Genomic DNA, 4,970 nt, shown 5'->3' on the forward strand with positions numbered 1-4,970 from the left:
CGGGGCCGGCGCGCCGCCCCGGCCCGGCCGCGCGCCGGGCGCGGGGGCGGTGGGACTGGTCCACCGGAGTGGTGCGCGGGCCGTCGGGGTGTGACACGGCGTGCGCCGGTGAGAAACCCGGGGACCGACCGTACCAAGGAAGGACCGCCCATGATCGTCTCGATCTCCGCCGTCGTCTTCTTCGGTGTCCTGCTCGTCTTCCTGCTCCGCGCCCAGCGCTCCACCGTCCCCACCGCGCTGGTCGCCGTCGCGTTCGGCTTCCTGCTGGCCTCCACCGGGGTGGCCCCGACCGTCAACGGCATGCTGGTCAGCCTCGCCCAGGCGGCGCACTGGAACGCCCGCTGAGCGCCGGGAGCTCCCAGCCGGGGAGCCGCAGCGTGCGCAACTCGAAGGGGCCGCCCCGGGCGAGCGGCTGCCAGCCCTCGGCCAGGGCGAGTTCGACGACCGTCCGCACCTCGCGCGGCGTCGGGTACGAACCGTCGGTGGCCGCTCCCCAGGGGAGCGGAGGTGACGGCACGGAGACCAGGGTGACGGCCAGCAGGCTGCCCTGCCTGCCGCTGCGCACCCGCAGGTGCACGCAGCGCCGCACGCCGGCCGCGTCACGCAGGTGGCCGATCCGCCCCGTCCAGTGGAATTCGTGCCCGTCGAAGGCCAGCCTGCGCAGTCTGCGCACCGTTCTCCCCTTCCGGTCGGCGACCCGCCCGACCCTACCCACCGCCGCGGGCCGGCCCGTCGCTCACGCCCCGATCCGCAGCGGGACCAGCCGGGTGGCCACCAGGTTGGTGGCGCCGTGGTCGCGTTCGACCTGGCCGTGCACCAGCAGCCCGGCGCGGTCGAGGGCGGTGCGGCGCTGGGACTCCCAGACCGGGCGGCTGCAGATCACGTTGATCAGGCCGGTCTCGTCCTCCAGGCTGAGGAAGAGCACTCCGCCCGCCGTGGGCGGCCGCTGGCGGTGCGTCACCAGGCCGCCCACCATCACCTGGGTGTGCGGCGCGGTGGCGTGCAGTTCGGCAGCGGTGAGCGCGCCGGCCCGGCGCAGGGTGGCCCGCAGGTGCTGCATCGGATGGCTGGTGGCGGACGAACCGGTGGCCCACAGGTCGGCGATGGTCTCCTCGACCGGGGTCATCGCGGGCAGTGCGGGCGCGGTGCCGCCGGGCGTGGTGCCGGGGATGGTGCCCGGGTCGGCGGTGGCGTACACCCCGGCCAGCCACAGGGCCTGACGCCGGCCCAGTCCGAAGCAGCCGAAGGCTCCCGCGGTGGCCAGCGCCTCCAGCAGCGGCGCGGACAGCCCGCTGCGGCGGGCGAAGTCCTCCAGGTCCGCGTACGGCTGCCCGGCGGCGACCGCCTCGGCCTGCGGCAGGCCGAGCCCCCGGACGGTGGCCAGGCCGAGCCGGATCGCGGGCTGCGGCTTGCCCGCGGTGAGCGGCGGCGGGGCGGAGGGCTCCGGCTCGGGTTCCAGGGTCGGCCCGGCCGCACTGGCGTTGACGTCGACCCCGCGCACCCGCACGCCGTGCCGCCGGACGTCGGCGATCAGGCTGAGCGGCGAGTAGAAGCCCATCGGCTGGTTGGCCAGCAGGGCGCAGGTGAACGCGGCCGGGTAGTGGTACTTGAGCCAGGCGCTGATGTAGACCAGGTGGGCGAAGCTGATCGCGTGCGACTCCGGGAAGCCGTAGTTGGAGAAGGCCTCGATCTTGGTGTAGACGTCCTCGGCGACCTCCGGCGGGATGCCGCGCCCGGCCATCCCCGCCAGCAGCCGGGTGCGCAGTTCGGCGACCCGCTGGTGGGAGCGTTTGGCGCCCATCGCCTGGCGCAGCCGGTCGGCCTCGGCGGGGCTGAACCCGGCGCAGTCGATGGCGAGTTGCATCATCTGCTCCTGGAACAGCGGCACCCCGAGGGTCTTGCCGAGGGACTTCTCCATCAGCGGGTGCGGGCAGTCGGCGGCCTCGACGCCGTCCCGGCGGCGCAGGTACGGGTGGACCGAGCCGCCCTGGATCGGGCCGGGGCGGATCAGCGCGACCTCGACCACGAGGTCGTAGAACTCGCGCGGGCGCAGCCGGGGCAGGGTCGCCATCTGGGCGCGTGACTCGACCTGGAACAGGCCGACCGTGTCGGCCCGGCAGAGCATCTCGTACACCTGCGGGTCGTCGGGCGGGACGCCGGCCAGGTCGTAGCGGTCGCCGTGGTGTTCGGCGATCAGGTCGCAGGCGTCGTGCAGGGCGGCGAGCATGCCGAGGCCGAGCAGGTCGATCTTGACCAGGCCGGCGCCGGCGGTGGACTCCTTGTCCCACTGGAGCACCGAGCGGCCCGGCATCCGGGCCCACTCGACCGGGCAGACCTCGCCGATCGGCTCGCGGGTGAGCACCATCCCGCCGGAGTGGATGCCCAGGTGCCTGGGCAGGCCGTGCAGTTGCTGCCCGAGGTCGAGCACGTCGGCGGGGATGACGGCGTCCGGGGCGGGGGGGGAGTGGAAGTCGACCTGCCGGGCGAAGGCCTCGACCTGGCCCATCGGGTAGCCGAGCACCCGGGCCGCGTCGCGCAGGGCCAGCCGGGGGCGGTAGGTGATCACGTTGGCGACCTGGGCGGCGTGCTCGCGTCCGTAGCGGCGGTAGACGTACTGGATGACCTCCTCGCGGCGGCGGTTCTCGATGTCCAGGTCGATGTCGGGCGGGCCGTCGCGTTCCAGGCTGAGGAAGCGTTCGAACAGCAGGCCGTAGTGGACCGGGTCGACGGCGGTGATCCCGAGGGCGTAGCAGACGGCGGAGTTGGCGGCCGAGCCGCGGCCCTGGCACCAGATGTCCTGCTCCCGGCAGAACTCGACGATGTCGTGGACGATCAGGAAGTACCCGGCCAGGTCGAGCTCTTCGATCACGTCGAGTTCGCGGGCCAGTTGCTGGAGGGCGGGCCGGTTGCCCGCGCCGAAGCGGGCCGGTCCGGCGGCGGCCACCAGGTCGCGCAGGTGGCCCGCCTCGGTGCCGCCGTCGGGGACGGGGAAGCCGGGGAGTTCGGGTTTCAGGCCGCCGAAGTCGAACGCGCAGGTCCGGCCGAGTTCGGCGGTGGTCTCCCGCACGCCCGGGAAGCGGGCCAGCCGGGCGGCCATCTCGCGGCCGGAGCGCAGGTGGGCGGTGCCGGCGGCGAAGGTCCAGCCGGCCGCGTCCTGGAGGGTGCGGCGGTCGTGCAGGGCGGCCAGGCTCTGGGCCAGCCGGGCCTGTGCGGGGGCGGCGTGGTGGACGTTGTTGGAGGCGACGGCCGGCAGTCCGGTCCGGGCGGCGAGGGCGGCCAGCCGGTCGTTGCGCGGGTCGTCGCCGGGCAGCCGCTGGTCGGTCAGCTCGACGAAGACGTTGCCCCGGCCGAAGGTCTCGGCCAGCGCGCGCAGTTCGCGTTCGGCCGCGTCCTCGCCGGTCTCGGCCAGCGCGCGGCGGACCCGGCCCTTGCGGCAGCCGCTGAGGACCGCCCAGTGTCCGCCGTGCGCCTCGGCGAGCTCGTCGGCCCGGTACGCGGGGCGGTTCTTGGCGCCGCCCCTGAGCTGGGCGGCGCTGATCACGGCGGAGAGCCGGCGGTACCCCTCGGGGTCGCGGGCGAGCACCAGCAGGTGCTCGTCCGGGCCCAGCGAGAGTTCGGCCCCGAAGACCGTGGCCAGGCCGGTCCCCTTCGCGGCGGCGGCCAGCCGGACCACCCCGTACAGACCGTCGTGGTCGGTCAGGCCGAGGGTCTCGATCCCGAGCCGGACCGCCTCCTCGGCCAGCGCCTCGGGGTCGCTGGCGCCGTCCAGGAAGCTGAAGGCGGAGTGGGTGTGCAGTTCGGCCCACGGGACGGTGCCCCCGGGACGGCGTCCCGGCTGCGGCGGCGGGGCGGCCGGGACGGCGGGTGGCTGCGGGCCCGGTGCCGGGCGGCGCAGCGGCAGGACGTTGCCGTCGGCCGCGCCGGTCATCCGGCGCTGCAGTTCGCTCCAGGGGAGCGTGGGGTGACTGGTGAATCCCATCGCGGGTGGTGCTCCGTCGTCGTCTCGGGGTGGTCCGGTGCCGCTCGCCCCCCGGCAGCCGGCGGATGTCAGTCGTAGGTGCCCTCCAGGTACCAGCGCCCGCCCTCCACGGTGAGCAGCAGCGCCCGGCCGTCCCCGACCTCGATCTGGAACCGGGCCCGGCGCCGCGCCCGGGCCTGGTCCCACCAGTACTCGACGGCCGGCCAGGGGCCGGTCCAGGCGGTCACCGGGAGCGGGCGGCCGGCCAGGCGCAGCCGGGCCGGTGCGGCGGACACCTCGGCCCGGCCGCTGACCGTGACCGGCCGTCCGGCCGCGTCCAGCACCTCCACCGGTACGGGGGTGCGCGGCACCACGGTGGGCGAGGGGTCCTCCAGCCGGCCCGGCCAGGGTGCGGGCGCGCCGGGGCCGGTGGTGCTGGTGGCGCCGGTGGCACCGGTGGTGCCGGGGCCGGCGGTGCCGGTCGGGCGGGCAGCGGATGGGGAGGCACCGTGCGGGGAGGCACCGTGCGGGGAGGCGCCGGGTGGGGGTGCCTCGCCCCAGGGGGTACGGGCCACCTGGTCGGCCGGGCCCCGGCCGCCGGCCGGGTCGACCCGGCGCAGCCCCGCGTACCCGAGCAGCGACTGCACCCGGGCGACGGCCCGTTCCACCCGGTCCTCGGCGACGGCCTGGCCCCACAGCGCCAACTGCCGGCCCCGGTCGGGCACCAGTTCGTCGGGGACCAGCCGCAGCGCGGTGAACCCGGACGTCACGGCGTCGTCCCCGAAGGTCCCCGCCGACTGCCAGGCCTGCAGCTGCCAGCGGACCCGTTCGGCGAGGGCGGCCGCGGACAGCCGGCCCTCGTGCCGCCAGAGCCGGGCCGCCGACGTGCCGTCGGCGCAGCTCACCTCGACCGAGACCCGGCGGCAGGCCAGGCCGGCCGCGCCGAGCCGGGCGTGCAACTGCTCGGCCAGTCCCCTGGCGACGAACACCAGCGGCTCCGCCAGCCGCTCCG

At 76.1% G+C, this 4,970-nt stretch carries 3 protein-coding genes and 1 pseudogene; 1 reads left to right on the forward strand and 3 read right to left on the reverse strand.

What is annotated here, in order from left to right; genetic code table 11:
- Positions 1-150 precede the first annotated feature (150 nt).
- A complete protein-coding gene (locus tag AA75_RS41415) occupies positions 151-345 on the forward strand; it encodes a hypothetical protein (protein ID WP_033825683.1) in 195 nt (64 codons plus the stop codon).
- Here AA75_RS41415 and AA75_RS41420 read toward each other — a convergent pair.
- From AA75_RS41420 to AA75_RS51290, 3 genes and pseudogenes are all read right to left on the reverse strand, one after another.
- Positions 308-673, reverse strand: coding sequence for a hypothetical protein (locus AA75_RS41420; protein WP_051814320.1), 366 nt, complete (start codon positions 671-673; stop codon positions 308-310). The two genes, AA75_RS41415 and AA75_RS41420, sit on opposite strands and share 38 nt — an antisense overlap.
- 63 nt (positions 674-736) lie before the next feature.
- Positions 737-3,979, reverse strand: coding sequence for an error-prone DNA polymerase (locus tag AA75_RS41425; protein ID WP_033825684.1), 3,243 nt, complete (start codon positions 3,977-3,979; stop codon positions 737-739).
- Between the two features lie 68 nt (positions 3,980-4,047).
- Positions 4,048-4,970 (reverse strand): annotated as a pseudogene (locus AA75_RS51290) (hypothetical protein); the annotation flags it as partial.

Origin of the sequence: Kitasatospora sp. MBT63, from assembly GCF_000710465.2 — a bacterium.
In the GTDB taxonomy this organism is placed as follows: domain Bacteria; phylum Actinomycetota; class Actinomycetes; order Streptomycetales; family Streptomycetaceae; genus Kitasatospora.